The organism is Hydrogenophaga sp. (assembly GCF_030651625.1).
Taxonomy (GTDB): Bacteria; Pseudomonadota; Gammaproteobacteria; order Burkholderiales; family Burkholderiaceae_C; genus Hydrogenophaga.
The window spans coordinates 87,143-105,300 of record NZ_JAUSCF010000020.1 but is presented as its reverse complement, the minus strand read 5'-3'; the positions used below and the strand labels follow the sequence as shown (position 1 = coordinate 105,300).

Here is an 18,158-nt window from a genome sequence, read left to right as displayed (position 1 = left end):
TCCACGGGTGCACTGGATGGCCAGCTCTCGCTCCGCCACCATTCGTGAGCGCGGTGCCCTACCCCCTCGCCCCTCTGGGGAGAGGGCTGGGGTGAGGGGCCCGCCAGAAGCAACGCCTCATCAACATCATCGGGTTTGCTGTCCGAAGGCACACCGAACACATCCACCAGGCAATCACTGACGATAAATCTGCGCCTCCAGCCCCATCGCCCGAATGCGTTGCGCGGCGGCGTCGGCCGAGGCCCGATCGGGGAACGGGCCGGCGCGCACCCGGGTACGGGGCCCGCGTGTGCCTTCTACGGTCTGCATGGTGGCGGGCAAACCGGCTTCGATGAGTTGGGCATGCACCTTGATGGCGTTGGTCTCTTCGGCGAACAGACCGACGTTGATGCCATGGCTCACAGGTGGTGCGGGTTTGACGAGGATGGGCGGCGGCGGGCTTGCGGGCCTCGGCTCTGATGCGGGCGCCGCTGCGCGCGGCGGAGGCAAGGGCTTCGGTACAGGGGCGGAAAGCACGGCCGGGGGCGATTCAGCGGGTGCTGCGGTGAGGGTCTGCTCAGGCAAGGGCGGGACAGCGGGTCTTTCCACTGGCGGCTCAGACACGGGCACGGCCGATGGTTGAGCCTCCACCGGTGCGACGGGTGACGCAGGTGTGCCCGGCGGGTTCGACTCAGCCTTCAGCGGCGCACCCACTGTTGCCGGCGGCACAGGTGCCACCGGTACCGTGACCTGGTCCTGCACCTGCCCGGTTTCTTTTGCCGTCGGGGCATCGGCTCCAGGGGGTTCGGATGCCCAGATGAACGCTCCCACTGCTAGCAACAGCACCCCCAGCAAGGCATTGCCCAGCAGGAACGCCTTCAGGCGCCGCTGTGTCGGCGCCTGCCGTTCCAGCGCCTCGCAGGCCTCGCTCACCGTGTGGGCATCCGTCACGGCGCTGGCCATGCGGCGGCGAATATCGGCGTGCAGCAAGGCGTTGCCATACAGACCCGGCACCAGGATGCTCAGCATCAGCAGCGAGCCCAGCACCCCGATTTCCACGCCAGTGGGCCACTGAAGGTGCCGACCCAGCCCGAACGTCAGGATCGCCAGCCCTTCTGCAGCGGCCAGGTACACCAGGGCCGCGCCCCACAGGCCGCGAAACGCCATCCAGTTCAGGGTGCACAGACCGGCCGCCGGGTTCCACACCAGGCTGGCGCGGCCAGCCGCATCGAACCGTTCGAACAGTGCCAGGTAGCGCTGTGTGCTCACCGACCCGAGCGCTGCCCGGTACAGGGCAGCGGTGGGGTTGCTGGCAGCGGCCTGGGCCAGACGAATGGTGGAATGGTCTTCAAGGGGCGGCGACGCGGGCATGCCGAATTCTGGCACGGCCTTGCGCGCACCCTCCAGACATGCGGGTAGATGCCGAGCCCACGCCACCCGCCTTTTGGCCACAATGCGCGCATGCCAGCCACCGCAACCTGCAACCGCCCATGAGCCCCAGCCAGATCATCGTCCTGGCCACGCCGGTCTTCTTTGTGCTCATCGCGGTCGAATACGCCATCGGCCTCAAGCGCCGGCGCAACACCTACCGCCTGGACGACGCCATCAGCAGCATCGGTCTGGGCATGCTCAGCCAGATCAGCGCGGTGTTCACCCGGCTGCTGCGCGTGGGCATTTACACCGCCGTGTACTCGGCGGTGGCCATCTGGCCCGACCACCCGTTCTGGACCACCTGGATGGGCTGGCTGGTCGCCCTGGTGTTCTACGACTTCTGCTACTACTGGCTGCACCGCGCCGGCCACGAGAGCGCCATCTTCTGGGCCGCCCACGTGGTGCACCACCAGAGCCAGGACTACAACCTCTCCACCGCGCTGCGCCAGACCAGTTCTGGCGCACTGCTGGGCTGGGTGTTCTACCTGCCCATGGCCCTGGCCGGTGTGCCGCCGCTGGTGTTCGGCGTGGTCGCGCTCATCGACCTGCTCTACCAGTTCTGGGTGCACACCGAACAGGTCAAAAAGCTGGGCTGGTTCGACCGCTGGTTCTGCAGCCCATCCAACCACCGCGTGCACCACGCCGTGAACGACCGCTACCTGGATCGCAACTACGGCGGCATCCTCATCGTATGGGACCGGCTGTTCGGCAGCTTCAAGGAAGAAGACGAGCCCTGTGTTTACGGCACACGCAAACCCCTGAACAGCTGGAACCCGCTGTGGGCCAACACCGAGGTCTACTGGGGCCTGCTCAAGGATTCGTGGCACACCAAGAACTGGGCCGACAAGCTGCGCGTGTGGTTCAAGCCGCCCGGCTGGCGCCCGGCCGATGTGGCGGCGCGCTTTCCTTCGCCTGCCTTTGACCTGACCCAGGTGCAGCGCTACGCGCCGCCCATGTCACGCGGCGTGCAGCTGTTTGCGGCGGTGCAGTTTGCACTGCTGCTGGCGGGCGTGGCGGCTTTCCTATGGGTGGCCGACGCCTGGCCGCTGTCGCAAAGCGCCGTGGTGTTCGTCGTGCTGCTGGTGTCGCTGTGGGCCATTGGAGCGGTCATGGAAGGCCGGCTTTCCATGCTGGAAGTCCTGCTGGTGCAGGCAGCGGCCTTGTCCACGGCCACTGCGGCGCTAGGCTATGTGGATCTGCACCGTGTCTTCAAACCCCTGACCATGGTGCTGGCCATGGCGGTGGTGGTTGCGCGCACGGAAGCCGCACAAAGGCGCAGCCTGGGCACTGTGTTGCTGCTCGGCGCGCTGGCGCTGAGTCTGGCTGGTGACGTGTTCCTGATGTTCCCGGGCTACTTCGTGCCGGGGCTGGTGGCATTCCTGCTGGCGCACCTGGCCTATATCGCGCTGTTCCGCCAGGACACACCGTGGTTCCCAAGCCAGCGGGCACTCGTCGCCACGCTCGGCATCGGCGCGGCGATGTACGCCTTCCTCTGGCAGGGCGGCCTGCCCACTGCGCTGCGGGTGCCGGTGGCGGTCTACGTGGCGGTGATCGCGATCATGGCCGCCCAGGCCATCGGCCGCGCCACCGTGTTGCGCAGCGGCGCAGCCGTGGGTGTGGCACTGGGCGCGGGTTTCTTCATGCTGAGCGATGCGCTGCTGGCGGTGAACAGGTTTGTGTCGCCGCTGCCCATGGCTCAGGTGTGGGTGCTGACGACCTACTACGTGGCGCAGATTCTGATTGTTCGTCATGTATGGGAGAGATCGATTCGTGGCACCAGCACGGGTCGTCGCCTCGCGGAACCGCATGGAAACAATGCGCCCGTGACGTCAGGTCAATAAGGAAACGCTAACGGGTAGGGTCACCGCTCGGGATGCGCTGCACGCGCTTGCGGTAATCACGCAGGTTGTCTCCAGAGATACGTGGCTGTTGCGTGCCCCTGACCTCATTGACCTTGTGATCTGAACCGGTCACGGGCTCCGCCTTGACGGTGGTTTCGTATTCAAAGGCGTGCGATTTGTCGGTGTTGCGGTAATACCGGTACAAGGCCCAATACAGCGCGGTTGCACCGGCCGGCCCCAGCAGCAGCAGCCACAGTCCGCCGTCGTCGTTCATGACGAATTCCCTATGATCCACAGGGCAATGCCCTCAAGGAAGGTGCCAACGGTGATGGCCACCGTCAGCAGCTTCCACTGTTGCACCGGCACGCTGCCCATGGTCTCGCCGGTGCGACCATTCACCGCGATGTAGTGCAGGAGGCCGCCGTTTTTGCCCGGCTGGTGGTACGAATACAACCACACGGGCAAGTACATTGACACCCAGCGCGTGCCGTGCACGCTGAGTTGTTCCTGCTCCCAGCGCACGCCACGGTCGTAGCGGCTCGCGGATGCAACGACCTGGGCGCGGGCGATCGACAGCAACTGGTCTTCCAGATGCGGGCGCAGGTGCGCCACATCCAGATTGCGCTTCTCTGACGTGACGCCGACCAGATAGGACGCGTTCCACTTCACCGCGTTCTTGGTGTCGAACGGTAGGATCGTGTTGATGATGTTGTTGGTGTTGGTGCGCGTGTCGAGGTTGCGGCGATGGGCGGTGGACTCCATTGGAAGGTCGTCCACGATGAAATTCACATGCCGCTGCACCTGATAGACGTCGGCGTCGTAATAGGTCTTCTTGTCTTTGCCTCTGCCCCGGGTGTAGCGGCGCGTCTCGATCTCGGCCTTTCCGGCGACGTCAGCGCTCGCGTTGGCATCCACGATCATGTATGGCAGGTAGACGCAGGTGACGTTGTCGGGCGTGAATTGTTCCTTGAAGGCCTTGAGCGCAAACAGGCGCCGCTTGTCCACGAACTGACGGATGCGCGCAACCGCGTCGTCCTTTTTGATGTGAAAGGGCAATATGGCGTCGGGCACCGCACCGTTGGCCACCTGTTCGTTGACACCAAAAACATGCCGGCACCAGTGGCAACGCGCGGTCATCGCACTTTCGGTGTTGACCGTCACCTCGGCCCCGCAGCCCGCGCACTTGAAGCTCATCAGACTGGCGGCATCGGCTGCGATGTCCTGGGCACCGGACGCAACCACCGTGTCCCTGAGCTGGTCGATACCTTCGCCGAAACCGAACAGTTCCTCGACCCGCTCACCGTGCCATTCGTTGCGGCAGTACAGGCACACCAGCAGGTCGGTGCCAGGTTTGTGCCGAATGTCGGTCGCACCGCATTTCGGGCAGCGGTTCAGGCCGTCCTTGAGTTCTTCTGCGGATGTGTCGATGGCGACCGGATCGGGCGCCAACAACTCGTCCCGGATCGCTTCGGGCAGGGTCGCCGGGTCGATCGGGAAACTGCCCGATGGCGGCGGCACCTGCTGCGGCGAACCCGGGCCGCCCAGCGCAGGATCTGGCGCAGGAACACGCGGATTGCTCAAGCCGTCTGCTCCGTTCGCTTCTTAAAGGCCCAGCGCTTTCGCCTTGACCGCGTCGTAGTCGGCCTGCGTGATCAGGCCCAGATCGAGCATTTCCTTGGCCTTCTTCAGCTTGGCAATCGGGTCTTCTGCGACGGGTGCCGTCGGCGCAACCGGCGCGGCTGGTGCAACCGGCTGCTGCAAACTGCCGATACCGCCGAGCATGCCGGTGGCCATGCCCAGACCCATGACACCCGCCGACCCGCCGGTTTCACCCGCCGACTCGATACCCGAAGCCACGCTGGCCTGCAGATTGGAGTTGCCGCGTGCACCGGCCAGCGCATCGGCGCGCTGCACCTTGGTGAGCAGTTCCCTTGTGTTCGCGTCGTATTCGATGGAAACAATGGCGGTCTTGACGATGGCCAGCCCGCGATCCGATTTCCACTGGTAGGCGCTTTCCACCGCACTGGACAGGCTCTGGGCAAAACCCACCGAATCCTGCTGCAGCCTGGAAATGCGGTTGCCCTTGCCCGGATCGTTCGTGTACAGGCTGAAGGCCGGCGCGAGCGAACCCACCACCTCATTGAAGAGCTGACCGGCGGCGGCGTTGTCCATGTCGGTGAAGTCAAAAACCTTGCCGGGCTGCAGGTAGGCGGCAGGAACGAAGTTCTTCACGAACAGGATCGGGTCGACGATCTTCAAGGTGTAGGAGCCGCGTGTCACCGCGCCCACCTGTGTGTTCAGAAAACCGTCGTCCCAGTAGATTTCAGATTGCGTGCCAAAGCGGTTGTTCGGCAGCTCCTTCAGCGACACGAAGAACGCGGCCTGCTGCGAACCCGGCTGTCCGCCGAACTTGAAACGCTCCCAGCTCTGCCAGACGAGCGAATCGACAATGCCATCACCCGCAAAAATCGACTTGGAATTGAGATCGTCCGATCGCCATTCGTAGCCACCCGGTTCGGCCACAAAGCCCGTGATCGCACCCTCCTGGAACAGCAGCAGCCCGTAGCCTTCGGGCACAACGATCTTCGAACCATTGGTGATGATGTTCGAGGAACCCTTGGTGTTGGAGCCCCGGCCGGCATTGGTGCCTTGCGGCACGGCGGCGAACAGCGCCGCTGTGGCCGGCAACCCGCCCGGCACGGTGTAGAAGTCTTTCCACTGATCGGCGAGCGCACCGCCGATCGAACCCGCCACTGCCTGAACAAGACCCATGACATCTCTCCGTGATTTTTGGCGGACAAGAGTGCCTACCACAGGCGCCAGACTATACCCCCCTGAACCGCCTGATCAGCAATCTTCACCCACCCGATGATGGAGTCTCATCGTTGACCAACCACCTGTCCAACAGTGCATCCACCGGGCACCCCTCCCTTTGAAGCCGTGCCTTGCGACAGCCGATTGGCCGAGATCGTGTGCAGTGGGGTTCACGTGATGCACGTACCCCTTGAACAGGCCTGACTGACTTCACCTCATGCCAAATCAGGCCGTGGACCGACCCGTTCGGGGTCGGCGTTGCGATCCAAATCCTGAGGTTGTGCGAGGCTGGTGCAAAGGCGGGTCTGATCTCGCTGAGTGGAGCATGGGCACCAAGTCTGCGAAGCTGCCGGCAATTCATGGGGATTGCCGTGGCCCCAACCACACATCCAGCAACCCTATAGCATTGGAAAATGAACAACAAGCCCCTGCGTCGCCTTTCGGTGGAAGAAGCCACCCGACTGGCCGAGTCCGCCCCCGCCAACACTTGCGCCCATTGCCGCCCGTTTTCCAGCCCCGGCTGGGAATCTTTCCCCGCCACCGCCAGCGCCGGTGCGCTGCAAGCAGTTGGCTCGCTGTGGCTGCCCGGTGACGACGAGCCCACGCTTGAAGAAACACCTCGCCCCAAGGGCGTGGACGACTGGTCGGCGCAAGCACCCATCTCTCTCACCCTCCGCCCGTACAACCGCTGCGAAATCTGGGCCTGCCAGCACTGCCATCTGCCCTTCCTGCGCTATACCGAATACGGCGGCTACTACGTGGACGCGCGGATTCGGGAACTGCACGCTGAGCGGCTGGTGGACTGACCCCAGTGTCGCCTGGACCAGAAAGGTTCAGGGTGCCAGCAAGCGCGGCAGCGGCTCCCCGGCCAGCCAGGACAACACGCATTCGCGTGCATCCCGCACAAAAGTCTCGAAGACAGGTTTCGCCACAAAGCCCAGGTGAGGGCTGAGGAGCACCTGAGAGAAGCGGCGAATCGGGTCGTCCAGCGGTAGCGGTTCGGTATCGAACACATCGAGCGCCACCTGCCCCGGGCGACCTTGTGGCAAAGCCTGCATCAGTGCCGCCGTGTCGATCAGGTGGGAGCGGGAGGTATTCACCAGCAGGCTGTCGGGCCGCATCGTTGCCAGCCTTTGAGCATTGATAAGCCCACGCGTCTGTGGCGTGGCAACCAGGTGCAAACTCACGATACGCGAGCGCTCCAGCAATGCATCCAGTTCCACGAAGGCGGCGCCGTGCTCGGCAGCGCGTTCGACCGTCATGCGCGGGCTCCAGGCCAGCACCTCCATACCGAAGACCTGCGCGTAACGAGCCACGCGGCCACCGATCTCACCCAGGCCCACCAGCCCGATGGTCTCACCCTTGAGCATGGGCAACAGGGCGTGAGGCGTGCGCCACTGGGCCTGCTCCTCCCCCTGCATGAGCGCGTTGCAGTTCTCCACCAGCCGCTTGTAGGCTGCCATGATGAGCGCCCAGGTCAGTTCGGCGGTACTGTCCTTGGACGGACCCCAGCCAGTGTGGCAAACCGGAATGCCACGTGAGGCCAGCGCCGCTGCATCCAGAGCCTGATTGCGGGTTCCAGTAAAGATCACCAGTTTCAGCTGAGGCAACTGGGCAATCAGCTCGGCTGTCAGGGGCGTGCGGTCGCGCATGAGCACCACCACATCGGCGCTGCCCAGCATGCCCACCAGCGCAGCACCTTTCAGAGGGGTGGTCTGGATGTGCAGAAGTGCGCGCTCGCGCACAGGCTGCCAGTCGGCCAAGGTGTCGAAAGCCCTTTCGTAATCGTCCAGAACCACCACGCGAGGCAACCGCCCGGGGGCGACAGATTTGGAGGAAGAAGCCGTCTGATTCATCTCGTTCTTAATAAAAGAAAACCGCAAGCGGAAAGTGACCAATGGGCGAATCTGCATGATAAGCGCGTCATGGCTCGTAGTTCTACGTACAGACATTCGACCTCAGCCGCCCATACTTGAAATTGCACTATCCCTGCATACCTTCCCCATAACAGGAGACAAGAACGATGATGAAAAAGTTACTCGTATCGGCCATAGTGGCCCTGACTGCAGTCGGCGGCACCGTGGCACATGCACAGGCTTGGCCGAGTGCCAAACCTGTTCGCCTGATTGCCGTGTTCCCACCAGGCGGGTCCGTGGACCAGGTGGCACGCATTCTGGCTGAAGGCCTGCGCATCGAACTCAAGCAGACCGTGGTGGTGGAGAACATTGGTGGCGCCTCCGGCATGATCGGCACTTCGGCTGTGGCGCGCGCTCAGCCCGACGGCTACACCTTCGGCGTGGTGTTCGACACCCACGCGGTGAATCCGGGCCTCAAGCCTGGCATTCCCTTTGACACCATGAAGGACCTGACGCACGTCACCCTGCTGGGCACGGCGCCGATGGTGGTGGCTGCCACCAAAGGCTCGCCCATCACCAGTTTTGGGCAACTCATGGAGCAAGCCAAAGCCAAGCAGCCCAACAGCTACGGCACCATCGGTTCCGGCAGCCTGGGTCACCTGGCCATCGCGCAGCTGGCGCAGAACGCCGGCTTCAACTGGACCCACGTGCCCTACCGGGGCGGCGGCCCACTGATGAACGATGCCGTTGGGGGCCATGTGCCACTGGCCATAGGTTCTCTGTTTCTGATCAAGCCCCACGCCGAGGCCGGCAACGTCACGCCGCTGGCTGTGACCACCAGCCAGCGCTCCAAGGACATGCCCAACGTACCCACGATTGCCGAAAGCGGCTTCCCTGGATTTGACGCACCCGCCTGGTGGGGCGTCATCGGTCCAGCCAAGATCCCGGCACCCATCGTGGCTCAATTCAACGAAGCCCTGCGCAAAGCACTCCGCGACCCGGCCATTTCCAGCAAGTTGCAAGCTCAGGGTATTCAGATTGACGGCAGTGGCCCCGAAGTCTTCACGCCCTTTGTCGAGCGTCAGATGACGACCTGGGCCAAGTTCATCAAAGACAACAACATCACCGAATGAACGACGGCGACCGCATCGTTCCCTTCCAGCCGCTGGACCTTGCGGAGCCGGCGGATCTGGTGACTGCCATTCGTGAGCGGCGCGGCGGGCAACTGCTGAATCTGGACCGCATGCTGCTGCACAGCGCTCCCCTGGCCACCGGCTGGAACGGGTTTCTGAAGCAGGTGCGCGAGCACATGAGCCTCGATCCGCAACTGCGTGAATTGGCCATGTGCGGCGTGGCTGTTTTGAATGCGGCCGAGTACGAGTTCACCCAGCACGCTCCGGTGTTCCTTCAGGCGGGTGGCACGCAGCCTCAGCTCGATGCACTGAGGCTGTTGGGCACAGAGCGGTTCGATCAGGGCGCATTTTCTGCTTTGCAGGGCGACGCGGCGATTCTCACCTTGCAGATGACCCGGCACATCCGCGTGGAAGACGCGATCATGCGCCGCCTTCAGGTGGCCCTGGGCAATCAGGCGCTGGTGGAACTGGTGGGCACAGTGGCCGCCTACAACATGGTCTCGCGCTTCCTCGTGGCGCTGCACGTCACCCCGGAATAGCCGCCTGCATGGGCCTACGCCTCCCGCCCAGCCCCTGCATCATTGCGCGCTCGACGTCGAGCGCGTTGATGCTGGCCTGATCAACTCCAGAGGTGTTGCCACCCAGTGCCCCTGACGACACTCTTCAGGATGTCGGGGTGCGCCGCAGGGATGTCAACTGGCTGGCAGAAGCGGCGTCACCACATCACTGGAAATCCGCCCATCCACCAGCTCCACCAGCCGGTCACACCGCGCCGCCAGGCGCGCGTCGTGGGTCACCACCACGAACGAAACTCCGCGCTCGGCGTGCATGCGCCGCAGCAACACGAACACGTCATCTGAAGAAGCGGTGTCCAGGTTGCCGGTGGGTTCATCGGCCAGCACCAGCGGAGGCGACATCACCAGTGCACGCGCAATCGCCACCCGCTGCTGCATGCCGCCAGAAAGCTCAGACGGCCGCTTCTTCATCGCCTGTGACAGGCCCACCGCGTCCAGCAGGTCGCGCGCATGGGCCAATTGCTTGTCGTTCACGTGCCCGTGGGCCATGAGGAAGGGCATGGTCACGTTCTCCAGCGCAGAGAACGCCGGCAGCAGGTGGTGGAACTGGAACACGAAGCCCAGCAGATGGCGGCGGCGCAGCGTGAGTGCGGTGTCGTCCAGATCTTGTACCGGTTCGCCTTGCAGGCGGTAGCTGCCGGCGGTCATGCGTTCGAGCAGGCCCAGGATGTTGAGCAGCGTGCTCTTGCCAGAGCCCGATGGCCCCATCAGCGCAATGAATTCGCCCACATTCACCCGCAGCGACACGCCATGCAGCACCTCGGCCTCTGCGGGCAGGCCGGCGTTGTAGGTCTTGCGCAGGCCGTCGAGTTCGATCAGGGGCTGGGGGGTGGCTTCGGACATCAGAAAAGGCAAACCGTCAGATGCGGATGGCCTGGGCCGGGTCCAGCGCGGCCGCTCGGCGCGCCGGTGCCATGGCCGCCAGCACCCCGCACACCGTGGCCAGCAGCGCGATGCGCAGCGCCAGCCCGGGCTGCAGCGTGATATTGAACAGAGGCAGGCCGTCAGACCCTCGCACGAAGGTGGTGAAGAGCCAGATCAGCAGCACGGCCAGCGCCAGCCCCGCCACCGAACCGACGGAACCCACCACCGCGCCCTGCAGCAGGAACACCCGCAGCACCTGGCCACGCGTGGCGCCCATGGCGCGCAGGATGCCGATCTCGCGGCCCTTCTGCACCACCGACACCACCAGCACGCTGGCAATGCCCAGCACCACCACCACCAGCACCACACCACGGATCAGGCTGGTGCTGACCGACTGCGCGTTGAGTGCCGACACCAGCTGCGCATTGCTTTCCTGCCAGCTTTCCACCTGGTAGGGGAAGCGCCGGCGCAGGTCGTCGGCGAGCGCCTGCGCGGCCCACACGTCGCGCACGGTGACGTCAATGGTGGTGGCGCCGCCGGGAAGGCCCAGCAGGCTTTGCGCCGCGCGCAGCGGCACGATCACGGTGCGCCGATTCAGCTCGCGCACGCCCAGGTCCACCAGCGCGGTCACGCGCACCGGCTCGCTCACCAGCGCGGTCTGCACCGTCAGGCGGTCGCCCACGCGCACGCCCAGGTCGGCCGCCAGTTCGCGCCCCACGATGGCTTCGCCGGGGGACAGCCGCGCCACGCCGCTGACCACCTTTCCGCGCAGCCCCACGATGCGGTCGTAGCGGTCCAGGTCCACGCCCATGAGCGAGATCGACTGCGTGGCTTCGCCGCGCAATGCCAGCCCGCCACCGGCCACCATGGGAGATACCGCGGCAATCTCCGGCAGCGCCTCAAGCAGCGGCAGCAGTGCCTGCCAGTTGGCCACCGAGCGCAGACGCTGTGCACGAGGCTGGATCTCGGTCAGCGCGGTGATGCCGGGCTGGAGGGCTGCGGCGGGTGTGACCACGTCGTCGGCGGATCTGAGCGTGATGTGCGCCTGCGCGCCCAGCGTCTTGTTCAGGGTATTGGTCTGCAAGCCGCTGATGAGCGCAGAGATGTAGGCGATCACCGCCACGCCCGCGGCCACGCCCACCATGATGAGCAGGGTCTGCATACGGCCTTCGCGCAGAAAGCGCAGGGCCACCCGCAGTTCGAAGCCGAGCAGGGTGGTCATGCGCGTTCAACGCCCCATGGCATTGGTGAGGGCCGATCCGGCGTCCTGCCCCGCGGCTGCCGCGCCTGGACCGGCGGTGGTGCTCATGGGCCGCGTGCGCACGCGCTGGCCGTCTTGCAAGTCGCCGCCCACCAGCACCGTGTCCCCATCGGCCAGGCCTTCCAGCACCTCCACCAGCGCAAGGTTGCGCAGACCCAGGCGCACGGTGCGCGCCTCGGCACGGCCGTCAGCCTGTACCAGCACACGGACCGTACCTCCGGGATCGCCGTCGGCCGCGTGCACATCTTTGCGCAGCGCCGCCAGCGGCAGCACCAGGGTGCTGTCGCGCCGGGCGGTCTCCACCTCCACCGACAGCGTCATGTCTTCGCGAAGGTAGTCCGGCGCGGCCTGTTCCAGAGCGAAGCGCACCTCGATGGCACCGCGCTGGGCGTCCACCGCCGGCGCAATCGTCAATACCCGCGCCGTGAAGCGCTCTGCAGGGAAGGCGTCGGCCACCACGGCCGCCATCTGTCCTGGGCGCAGCTGGTCCAGAAAACGTTCATCCACCTGGGCGCTCAGCTGCGTGGGACCGTCCAACGCCAACGCCAGCAAGGCCCGGCCGGGCTGCACGATCTGCCCGGGTTCCACGTCGCGCGCCAGCACACGCGCATCAGCCGGTGCGCGCACGATTACCTGTGCCTGGCGCGCGCGCGCTGCTGCCGTGGCCGCCTGTGCCACCGCCAGCTGGGCCTGGGCCTGCACCAGGTCAGAGCCAGATTCGCCAATGGCCTGGCCCTGGGCCTGCGCGCTGTCCTGCTGGGCCTGGGCCACCGCCACCGCGCGGCGCGCATCGTCCAGGCGCGAAGCACTCAGGAAACCCTGGGCCACCAATTGTTCGGTGCGGGCCAGTTCTGCCGCCGCTGCGCGCAGGTTGGCCGCCGCCTGGGCCGTGGCTGCGGTGGCCGCCACGCGGCCGGTGCTGCGCAGCCCGGCCAGTCGCGCCTGGGCCTGCTTTTCTGCGGCCACGGCCTGGGCCAGGGCTGCGTCCAGCTCGTCGGATTCCAGTTGCAGCAGCACGTCGCCCTGCCGCACCGAAGCGCCCTCGTCCACCTTCACCTGGGCCACCCGCCCGGTGATGGTGCTGCCCACCTCCACCCGTGACAACGCCGCCACACGGGCCGAGAACTGCAACGTGCGCACCAGGGGTGCCGCCTGCACGGTGACGGCCTCCACCACCGGCGCCCGCAGGAAGAACCAGGCGGCATAGCCACCCACCACGACGAGCACCCAGAAGGCGATGCCCAGCCAGTAGCGGCGCTTGGGCTCGGTTGTGCTGCCAGTCACAGGCCAGGCTCGAACAGGCTGTTGTCGGTATTGGGCGGCACCACGCCCAGGTGCCGGTACGCCGCCAACGTGGCGATGCGTCCGCGCGGTGTGCGCTGCAGGAAACCCTGCTGAATCAGATACGGCTCGATCACGTCTTCGATGGTGTCGCGCTCCTCGCCAATGCTGGCCGCGATGTTGTCCAGCCCCACCGGCCCGCCGTCAAACCGGTGGATCACGGCTTCGAGCAACTTGCGGTCCATCAAGTCGAAGCCCTGCGGGTCCACGTCGAGCATGGCGAGCGCGCGGTTCGCAATGTCCCGGGTGATGGTGCCACTGCCCTTCACGTCGGCATAGTCGCGCACGCGGCGCAGCAGGCGGTTGGCGATGCGCGGTGTGCCGCGCGAGCGGCGCGCAATCTCGAAGCCACCCTCTTCGTCCATCGGTGCGTTGAGCAAACCCGCACTGCGCTTGACGATGCGACCCAGTTCTTCCGACGTGTAGAACTCCAGCCGCGCCACGATGCCGAAGCGGTCGCGCAGCGGGTTGGTGAGCATGCCGGCGCGCGTGGTGGCTCCCACCAGGGTGAAGGGCTGCAGATCCAGCTTGATGCTGCGCGCGGCCGGGCCTTCGCCGATCATGATGTCGATCTGGTAGTCCTCCAGCGCCGGGTACAGGATTTCTTCGACGACCGGACTCAGCCGGTGAATCTCGTCGATGAACAGCACGTCGTTGGGTTCCAGGTTGGTCAGCAGCGCCGCCAGGTCCTTGGGCTTTTCCAGCACGGGGCCGCTGGTCTGGCGCAGGTTCACACCCAGTTCCTGCGCAATGATGTGGCTCAGTGTGGTCTTGCCCAAGCCGGGCGGGCCAAACAGCAGCACGTGGTCCAGCGCCTCGCTGCGCATCTTGGCCGCGCCAATGAAGATCTCCAGCTGCTCGCGCACCTTCACCTGGCCCACGTATTCGTCCAGCAGCTTGGGCCGCAGCGCCCGCTCGATCGCCTCTTCCTTGGGCGAAGCCGGCGCAGCAGACACCATGCGCGGGGCGGGGGCGAAGTCGTCGGTCTGGATGCTCACGGGGAGGTTCTGCGGCAATGTCGGGTAGACGGTGTTTGACTATACCGTTCACCCTGCATCCGGACGCTCCTCTGAATTTGCCAGGCTGAGCCCGCGCTCGACATCTGTCAGCGGAATCCCCTTGCGGTGCTTCCGGGCCTTGGCATCGGCCAGATAGAAATCCTCTAAATCGGCCAAATGCTCGTGGATTGCGTTACGCGCGATCTCGGTCTTGGTCCGACCCGTTTCCTTTACCAGGCGATCGAGGCGTTCTTCGGTGTCAGGTGTCAGGCGAATGGTCAGCATGGGAGGCTCGCTTGCCAGACAAGGGTACCAAGCACCACTCAGGCACACCAGTGTGCCGACTCATGGAAGCAATAGTTTTTCAGGTCGAAGGAGGTGCCGCACTTGCACCACTCACTTCGCCAGTGCCTTCAACGCCAACTTGATACCCTCACTCACCCCCACATCCACCGGCAGGGGTTTGAGCGCAGCAGCCGCGTCTTTCTCGCTGTAGCCCAGGGCCATCAGCGCCTGCTGAATGTCGCTCTGCACCTCGCTCTGCGCCGGGCCAGCGCCTGGCAGGTTCAGGTCGGCGCCCAGTTTGCCTTTGAGTTCCAGCAGCAGGCGCTCGGCCGTCTTTTTGCCGATGCCGGGCACCTTGACAATACGGCCAGCTTCCTGGGCGGTCACGGCCTGGGCCAGGTCGGCCACGCTCATGCCGGAGAGAACCGAAAGCGCGGTGCGCGGGCCAATGCCTGAAATCTTGATGAGCTGGCGGAAGGCCTCGCGCTCGGGCGCGGTGCCAAAGCCGTAAAGAATTTGCGCGTCTTCCCGCACCACGAAGTGGGTAAGAAGCGACACTTTTTCGCCGGTGGCGGGCAGGTTGTAGAAGGTGCTCATGGGCACATCGACCTCGTAACCCACGCCGTGGCAGTCGATCAGGATCTGGGGAGGGCTTTTTTCCAGCAATGCGCCGGTCAACTTGCCTATCATCGGGGGTTTCCTCGGGTTTCGATCGTGCCAGTCTGGCACAAGCAGCGTCGGAACACCGCTTGCCATCACGCTCACGGATTATCGGTTTGATTCTCAAACACACCTTCACGCCGCCCGACAACGTCCGCATGGGGCACCTGTGCGGCCCCATGGACAGCCACATCCGCAGCATTGAGGCGGCCTTGAACGTGAAGGTGGCGCACCGGTTCGAGCAGTTCCGCATCGAAGGCACCAAACCCAAGGCCACCCAGGCGCTGGAAACCTTGCAGGCGCTGTATGAAATGGCGAAGAAGCCGATTCCGGCCGAACAGGTGCAACTGATGCTCAGCGGCGACACCGCCCTGCCCGGCGGCGAAGACGCCATTGCCATGCAGACGCGGCGCGGCGAGGTGCGCGGGCGCACGCCCAACCAGGCGCGCTACCTGGAAAACATGGCCACGCACGACATCACCTTCGGCATTGGCCCGGCCGGCACCGGCAAGACCTATCTGGCCGTGGCCTGCGCGGTGGACGCGCTGGAGCGCAGCGCGGTGCAGAAGATCGTGCTCACCCGCCCGGCGGTGGAGGCCGGCGAAAAGCTCGGTTTTCTGCCCGGCGACCTGGGCCAGAAGGTGGACCCGTACCTGCGCCCGCTGTACGACGCGCTGTATGAGCTGATGGGTTTTGACAAGGTGCAGAAAGCCTTCGAGCGCCAGCAGATCGAGATTGCGCCGCTGGCATTCATGCGCGGGCGCACGCTGAACCACTCGTTCGTGATATTGGACGAAGCGCAAAACACGACGGTGGAGCAGATGAAGATGTTCCTCACCCGCATCGGCTTCGGCAGCAAGGCCGTGGTCACCGGCGACGTGAGCCAGATCGACCTGCCACGCACCGAACTGAGTGGTTTGATCGATGCCGAGCGCGTGCTCAAGCGCGTGACCGGCATCGCCTTCAACCGCCTCACCAGCGCCGACGTGGTGCGCCACCCGCTGGTGGCGCGCATTGTGGACGCTTACGACGCACGAGGCGCTGCCGAAGACGCGGCAGCTGCGCCGCGCCGTGCTGCGCGCAGATCCACTCGCGCCGCTTGATTCAGCCAACGCTTCGCCACAGAGACCCATTCCCATGAACCTGCCCACGCCACTTCGTTTCCCCGCTTTGGCCGCGCTGCTTCTCACGGTGGGCGCGTGTGCAGGCACCGGCAAGGCTCCACTGGATGCTGCGCCCGCCATGCCAGCCGAGAAGAAGGCAGTCACCGGCACCGCCATGGTCGTGGGCCCGGATTTCTCCAGCCAGACCGTGCGCTTCCGCTGCGCAGGCGGCACCGAGCTGGACGTGGTCTACCTCAATCTGCCTGACAACCTCGCGTTTGCCGCCCTGCACCACGATGGCCGCACCGCCCTGCTGCAGAACCGGCCCACCGCCTCCGGCGCGCGCTACGTGGCACTGGACGAACAGCACAGCCTGCGCTGGCACACCAAAGGCAGCGAGGGGTTTCTGGCCTTCATGGCGGCGGACCACACCGCCAAGGAACAGGTGCTGCTGAGCGACTGCCGCGCCCTGCCCACACCTTGATCGCGCCCTCACCCCATTTATGCCCCTGCCCTCCCTCAGCCTGTCCCTCCAGTTCGGCGACCTGCCAGACGCCGCCCTGCACCGCGCCGCCCTGCCCCGCCACAAAGTGCAGCGCTGCATCCGCCACGCACTGGAAGCAGATGCCGAAATCACCGTGCGCATCGTCGACGCCGAAGAAGGCCAGGCCCTGAACCGCGACTACCGCGGCAAGGACCACGCCACCAACGTGCTCACTTTCGACTACGCCACCGAACCCATGGTGATGGCCGACCTGGTGCTGTGCGCACCGGTGGTGGCGCGTGAGGCCAGGGAGTTGAAGAAGTCATTGGCCGACCACTACGCGCACTTGCTGGTGCATGGCACCTTGCATGCGCAAGGGTGGGACCATGAGACGGGGGAGGCCGATGCCGAGGCGATGGAGGCGCGGGAGACGGAGATTCTGGCTGGGTTGGGGGTGGCGGATCCGTATGGGCGGCGCTGAACAAAAAAGTCCTCAATCCTTCAAGCCCACCCAATTTCTATTCCAGGGCGATGCAGAATTCGCGGCTGGTCGAAATCGGGACTACGCCGCGTTCTCGTCAAAGTAGTCGCTGTCAATCTTCGGAATCCTTACTACTCTGGCGGAGATACCGATGCCGTGGTCAATCATCAAACCGGCGAGGCGAGGACCGTCGACGAGAACGATACCTTCAACCGACTTTGCGTAGTCGCGGGCTTGAGCCGAAAAAAGCGATGTGGTTATGAAAACACCTTTCCTTGCCTTCTGCCCGGCCAGAGCGCCATAGAAAGCTTGAAGATGCGGGCGACTGATGTTCTCCTGCCACCGTTTGGCCTGAACATATACCTTCTCAAGTCCCAGCCGGTCGAGTGAGATCACACCATCGATTCCCGCGTCTCCGGGACCTCCGACTTGCTGCAAATCCTCTCTATTTGCGCCGTAGCCCATTCCATGTAGCAAGTCGAGAACTACGCGCTCGAAGAACGAAGGCGAGACCGTGGCCAGAATCTCAAGAAGGTCTGATGCTGCGGACTTCCGTAGTTCTGCCAGTGCGACTTCAAGTTGATCGTCCGGGCTGGCGACTGCTGGAGCTTCGGATGGCGCTGAGGTTGGAAGCACTTGTTCGCCTGCTACCCCAGGGACTTTTAGTCTGACGCCAATGAAATCCATAGCGAGCTTCTGCGTCTCCTCTTCGGAAAGTGGCGCAGAGTGCACCTTTACAAAGGCGGCTCCCTCGGCGGTGAGCCTCCAGAACCCGCGCTTTGGCGAACTCGATAGGCCTGCTCTCTTTAGTCGGTCATGCGCCCAGCCAGCGCGATTCTTGTAGACCAACTGCGTGCCGCTCGCCAGCATTTGTTGTCGGTCCTCTTCGGTAAGTCCGAGGGCAGTCGCGGCTGCATCGTGGGCTGACTTTGCTGGTGCTCCATCTGGATTCTTGGCAAGGAATCGCAGAATCGGCTCGATGAACTGGTCGTAGGATGGGACTGTCATTTCCGAAGCATAGTGCACCTTGATGGTCATACGGCCTGCGACAT

At 64.7% G+C, this 18,158-nt stretch carries 19 protein-coding genes; 7 read left to right on the top strand and 12 right to left on the bottom strand.

Annotated elements, in window-relative coordinates; all coding sequences use genetic code 11:
• Positions 1-174: 174 nt before the first annotated feature.
• A complete protein-coding gene (locus Q7V46_RS07635) occupies positions 175-1,350 on the bottom strand; it encodes an SPOR domain-containing protein (protein ID WP_304912928.1) in 1,176 nt (391 codons plus the stop codon).
• 119 nt (positions 1,351-1,469) lie between these two features.
• Between Q7V46_RS07635 and Q7V46_RS07630 the strand changes: the two genes are divergently transcribed.
• Complete coding sequence (locus tag Q7V46_RS07630; RefSeq protein ID WP_304912927.1) at positions 1,470-3,251, top strand: lysoplasmalogenase family protein; 1,782 nt, start codon at positions 1,470-1,472, stop codon at positions 3,249-3,251.
• Positions 3,252-3,258: 7 nt separating this feature from the next.
• On the opposite strand, the gene Q7V46_RS07625 is transcribed toward Q7V46_RS07630, so the two are convergent.
• The 3 genes from Q7V46_RS07625 to Q7V46_RS07615 are packed head-to-tail and all read right to left on the bottom strand — an operon-like array spanning position 3,259 to position 6,023.
• A complete protein-coding gene (locus Q7V46_RS07625) occupies positions 3,259-3,525 on the bottom strand; it encodes a hypothetical protein (RefSeq protein WP_304912926.1) in 267 nt (88 codons plus the stop codon).
• Positions 3,522-4,832 (bottom strand): TFIIB-type zinc ribbon-containing protein, encoded by a 1,311-nt coding sequence (locus Q7V46_RS07620; protein ID WP_304912925.1) that lies wholly within the window; start codon positions 4,830-4,832, stop codon positions 3,522-3,524. The genes Q7V46_RS07625 and Q7V46_RS07620 overlap by 4 nt, the downstream gene beginning before the upstream one ends.
• A 21-nt stretch (positions 4,833-4,853) precedes the next feature.
• Positions 4,854-6,023 (bottom strand): SPFH domain-containing protein, encoded by a 1,170-nt coding sequence (locus tag Q7V46_RS07615; RefSeq protein WP_304912924.1) that lies wholly within the window; start codon positions 6,021-6,023, stop codon positions 4,854-4,856.
• Between the two features lie 455 nt (positions 6,024-6,478).
• Between Q7V46_RS07615 and Q7V46_RS07610 the strand changes: the two genes are divergently transcribed.
• Positions 6,479-6,871: a hypothetical protein gene (locus Q7V46_RS07610; protein ID WP_304912923.1), complete on the top strand. Its 393-nt coding sequence runs from the start codon at positions 6,479-6,481 to the stop codon at positions 6,869-6,871.
• A 27-nt stretch (positions 6,872-6,898) separates the two neighbouring features.
• Here the strand turns inward: Q7V46_RS07610 and Q7V46_RS07605 are convergent, their stop codons facing one another.
• Positions 6,899-7,921, bottom strand: a complete 1,023-nt coding sequence (locus tag Q7V46_RS07605; protein WP_304912922.1) for a D-2-hydroxyacid dehydrogenase family protein — start codon at positions 7,919-7,921, stop codon at positions 6,899-6,901.
• Positions 7,922-8,091: 170 nt separating this feature from the next.
• Between Q7V46_RS07605 and Q7V46_RS07600 the strand changes: the two genes are divergently transcribed.
• Positions 8,092-9,054: a tripartite tricarboxylate transporter substrate binding protein gene (locus Q7V46_RS07600; protein ID WP_304912921.1), complete on the top strand. Its 963-nt coding sequence runs from the start codon at positions 8,092-8,094 to the stop codon at positions 9,052-9,054.
• Positions 9,051-9,593, top strand: a complete 543-nt coding sequence (locus Q7V46_RS07595) for a carboxymuconolactone decarboxylase family protein (protein WP_304912920.1) — start codon at positions 9,051-9,053, stop codon at positions 9,591-9,593. Before Q7V46_RS07600 ends, Q7V46_RS07595 begins: the two co-directional genes overlap by 4 nt.
• 153 nt (positions 9,594-9,746) lie before the next feature.
• On the opposite strand, the gene Q7V46_RS07590 is transcribed toward Q7V46_RS07595, so the two are convergent.
• The 6 genes from Q7V46_RS07590 to ruvA all read right to left on the bottom strand — a co-directional run bounded on the left by Q7V46_RS07590 (position 9,747) and on the right by ruvA (position 15,068).
• Entirely contained in the window at positions 9,747-10,472 is a 726-nt protein-coding gene (locus Q7V46_RS07590; RefSeq protein ID WP_304912919.1) for an ABC transporter ATP-binding protein, read from the bottom strand.
• Positions 10,473-10,488: 16 nt separating this feature from the next.
• Entirely contained in the window at positions 10,489-11,715 is a 1,227-nt protein-coding gene (locus tag Q7V46_RS07585; RefSeq protein WP_304912918.1) for an FtsX-like permease family protein, read from the bottom strand.
• Between the two features lie 6 nt (positions 11,716-11,721).
• Complete coding sequence (locus Q7V46_RS07580) at positions 11,722-13,038, bottom strand: efflux RND transporter periplasmic adaptor subunit (protein WP_304912917.1); 1,317 nt, start codon at positions 13,036-13,038, stop codon at positions 11,722-11,724.
• Entirely contained in the window at positions 13,035-14,093 is a 1,059-nt protein-coding gene (ruvB, locus tag Q7V46_RS07575; protein WP_304912916.1) for a Holliday junction branch migration DNA helicase RuvB, read from the bottom strand. The genes Q7V46_RS07580 and ruvB overlap by 4 nt, the downstream gene beginning before the upstream one ends.
• Before the next feature lie 48 nt (positions 14,094-14,141).
• Positions 14,142-14,378, bottom strand: a complete 237-nt coding sequence (locus Q7V46_RS07570) for a TraY domain-containing protein (protein ID WP_304912915.1) — start codon at positions 14,376-14,378, stop codon at positions 14,142-14,144.
• Positions 14,379-14,489: 111 nt separating this feature from the next.
• Entirely contained in the window at positions 14,490-15,068 is a 579-nt protein-coding gene (gene ruvA / locus Q7V46_RS07565; protein ID WP_304912914.1) for a Holliday junction branch migration protein RuvA, read from the bottom strand.
• Positions 15,069-15,154: 86 nt separating this feature from the next.
• Here ruvA and Q7V46_RS07560 point away from each other — a divergent pair, with 86 nt between their 5' ends.
• The 3 genes from Q7V46_RS07560 to ybeY are packed head-to-tail and all read left to right on the top strand — an operon-like array spanning position 15,155 to position 17,106.
• Entirely contained in the window at positions 15,155-16,141 is a 987-nt protein-coding gene (locus Q7V46_RS07560; protein WP_304912913.1) for a PhoH family protein, read from the top strand.
• Between the two features lie 34 nt (positions 16,142-16,175).
• The gene (locus Q7V46_RS07555) at positions 16,176-16,625 is read left to right on the top strand and encodes an MliC family protein (RefSeq protein WP_304912912.1); all 450 of its coding nucleotides are present in this window, start codon (positions 16,176-16,178) and stop codon (positions 16,623-16,625) included.
• A 19-nt stretch (positions 16,626-16,644) separates the two neighbouring features.
• Positions 16,645-17,106, top strand: a complete 462-nt coding sequence (gene ybeY, locus Q7V46_RS07550; RefSeq protein ID WP_304912911.1) for an rRNA maturation RNase YbeY — start codon at positions 16,645-16,647, stop codon at positions 17,104-17,106.
• An 81-nt stretch (positions 17,107-17,187) separates the two neighbouring features.
• On the opposite strand, the gene Q7V46_RS07545 is transcribed toward ybeY, so the two are convergent.
• Positions 17,188-18,144, bottom strand: a complete 957-nt coding sequence (locus Q7V46_RS07545; protein ID WP_304912910.1) for a restriction endonuclease — start codon at positions 18,142-18,144, stop codon at positions 17,188-17,190.
• Positions 18,145-18,158 lie beyond the last annotated feature (14 nt).